The organism is Marinobacter litoralis (assembly GCF_003336705.1).
GTDB classification, from domain to species: Bacteria; Pseudomonadota; Gammaproteobacteria; order Pseudomonadales; family Oleiphilaceae; genus Marinobacter; species Marinobacter litoralis.
In genome coordinates this window covers 1-3,076 of the sequence record NZ_QMDL01000007.1, presented here as the reverse complement: position 1 = coordinate 3,076, position 3,076 = coordinate 1, and the positions used below count along the sequence as shown (strand labels likewise).

Below are 3,076 nucleotides of genomic sequence, written 5' to 3'. Positions count from 1 at the left end.
TTCAGGTCTTAATCGAGCACAGTTGTCTTGGGGTTATATAGTCAAGCAACTAAGCGCATACGGTGGATGCCTTGGCAGTCAGAGGCGATGAAAGACGTGGAAGCCTGCGATAAGGTTCGGGGAGCTGGCAAACGAGCTGTGATCCGGACATTTCTGAATGGGGAAACCCACCCGATTTCGATCGGGTATCTTGCACTGAATACATAGGTGTAAGAGGCGAACCGGGGGAACTGAAACATCTAAGTACCCCGAGGAAAAGAAATCAACCGAGATTCCCTAAGTAGCGGCGAGCGAACGGGGACTAGCCCTTAAGCTAGACAACTGATAGGAGAAGGCTCTGGAAAGTGCCGCCATAGTGGGTGATAGCCCCGTATCCGAAATCTGAGTCTAGTGAAATCGAGTAGGTCGGCGCACGAGAAACGTTGACTGAATATGGGGGGACCATCCTCCAAGGCTAAATACTCCTGACTGACCGATAGTGAACCAGTACCGTGAGGGAAAGGCGAAAAGAACCCCTGTGAGGGGAGTGAAATAGATCCTGAAACCGTATGCGTACAAGCAGTCGGAGCAGACTTGTTCTGTGACGGCGTACCTTTTGTATAATGGGTCAGCGACTTATGTTCAGTGGCGAGGTTAACCGTTTAGGGGAGCCGTAGGGAAACCGAGTCTGAATAGGGCGAATTAGTCGCTGGGCATAGACCCGAAACCGGGCGATCTATCCATGAGCAGGTTGAAGGTTGAGTAACATCAACTGGAGGACCGAACCCACTGTCGTTGAAAAGCCAGGGGATGACTTGTGGATCGGAGTGAAAGGCTAATCAAGCCCGGAGATAGCTGGTTCTCCCCGAAAGCTATTTAGGTAGCGCCTCGGACGAATACCACAGGGGGTAGAGCACTGTTTGGGCTAGGGGGTCATCTCGACTTACCAACCCCATGCAAACTCCGAATACCTGTGAGTACTATCCGGGAGACACACGATGGGTGCTAACGTCCGTCGTGAAGAGGGAAACAACCCAGACCGCCAGCTAAGGTCCCAAAATACCAGTTAAGTGGGAAACGATGTGGGAAGGCTCAGACAGCTAGGAGGTTGGCTTAGAAGCAGCCATCCTTTAAAGAAAGCGTAATAGCTCACTAGTCGAGTCGGCCTGCGCGGAAGATGTAACGGGGCTCAAACTGGTTACCGAAGCTGCGGCTGCATACTCTGTATGCGGGGTAGGGGAGCGTTCTGTAAGCCTGCGAAGGTGTGTTGAGAAGCATGCTGGAGGTATCAGAAGTGCGAATGCTGACATGAGTAACGACAATGGGAGTGAAAAACTCCCACGCCGGAAGACCAAGGGTTCCTGCGCAACGCTAATCGGCGCAGGGTGAGTCGGCCCCTAAGGCGAGACCGAAAGGTGTAGTCGATGGGAAACGGGTTAATATTCCCGTACCTTGGATAGCTGCGATGGAGAGACGGAGAAGGCTAGGTGAGCCGGGCGACGGTTGTCCCGGTTTAAGCGAGTAGGGAGTGGACTTAGGCAAATCCGGGTCCACAATCCTGAGACGCGACGACGAGTGCCCAAGGGCGCGAAGTCATTGATGCCCTGCTTCCAGGAAAATCTTCTAAGCTTCAGGCTATTCGGGACCGTACCCCAAACCGACACAGGTGGTCAGGTAGAGAATACCAAGGCGCTTGAGAGAACTCGGGTAAAGGAACTAGGCAAAATGGTGCCGTAACTTCGGGAGAAGGCACGCCGGTGTGTACGTGAAACCCCTGCGGGTGGAGCGGAAGCCGGTCGAAGATACCAGGCCCCTGCGACTGTTTATTAAAAACACAGCACTGTGCAAACACGAAAGTGGACGTATACGGTGTGACGCCTGCCCGGTGCCGGAAGGTTAATTGATGGGGTTAGCATTCGTGCGAAGCTCTTGATCGAAGCCCCGGTAAACGGCGGCCGTAACTATAACGGTCCTAAGGTAGCGAAATTCCTTGTCGGGTAAGTTCCGACCTGCACGAATGGCGTAACGATGGGGGCGCTGTCTCTACCCGAGACTCAGTGAAATTGAAATCGCCGTGAAGATGCGGTGTATCCGCGGCTAGACGGAAAGACCCCGTGAACCTTTACTATAGCTTCACAGTGAACTTTGAATATGCTTGTGTAGGATAGCTGGGAGGCTTTGAAACCAGGACGCCAGTTCTGGTGGAGCCAACCTTGAAATACCAGCCTGGCATGTTTGAGGTTCTAACTCTGGCCCCTTATCGGGGTTGAGGACACTGTGTGGTGGGTAGTTTGACTGGGGCGGTCTCCTCCCAAAGCGTAACGGAGGAGCACAAAGGTGGGCTAAGTACGGTCGGACATCGTACGGTTAGTGTAATGGCACAAGCCCGCTTGACTGCGAGACAGACACGTCGAGCAGGTACGAAAGTAGGTCATAGTGATCCGGTGGTTCTGTATGGAAGGGCCATCGCTCAACGGATAAAAGGTACTCCGGGGATAACAGGCTGATACCGCCCAAGAGTTCACATCGACGGCGGTGTTTGGCACCTCGATGTCGGCTCATCACATCCTGGGGCTGAAGCCGGTCCCAAGGGTATGGCTGTTCGCCATTTAAAGTGGTACGCGAGCTGGGTTTAGAACGTCGTGAGACAGTTCGGTCCCTATCTGCCGTGGACGTTGGAGATTTGAGGAAAGCTGCTCCTAGTACGAGAGGACCGGAGTGGACGAACCGCTGGTGTTCCAGTTGTTTCGCCAGAAGCACTGCTGGGTAGCTATGTTCGGATAGGATAACCGCTGAAAGCATCTAAGCGGGAAGCCCCTTCCAAGATGAGATCTCCCTGAGGCCTTGAGCCTCCTGAAGAGCCGTTCAAGACCAGGACGTTGATAGGCTGGGTGTGTAAGCGCTGCGAGGCGTTGAGCTAACCAGTACTAATTGCTCGTGCGGCTTGACTATATAACACCCAAGACAATTGCGGATAACGCAACAACGAAATCAGTATCACGTTCCATCTCGTCCCCCAGTGATCAAACCGTTTTGTCTGACGACCATAGCGGCTTGGAACCACCTGATCCCATCCCGAACTCAGAAGTGAAACAAG

2 rRNA genes are annotated in these 3,076 nt (G+C 53.3%); both read left to right on the top strand.

The annotated features are described in order from the left end of the window. The first annotated feature begins 39 nt into the window (after positions 1–39). A 23S ribosomal RNA gene (locus DOQ08_RS15900) occupies positions 40–2,931 on the top strand. Between the two features lie 84 nt (positions 2,932–3,015). Next, positions 3,016–3,076, top strand: a 5S ribosomal RNA gene (rrf, locus tag DOQ08_RS15895); the annotation flags it as partial.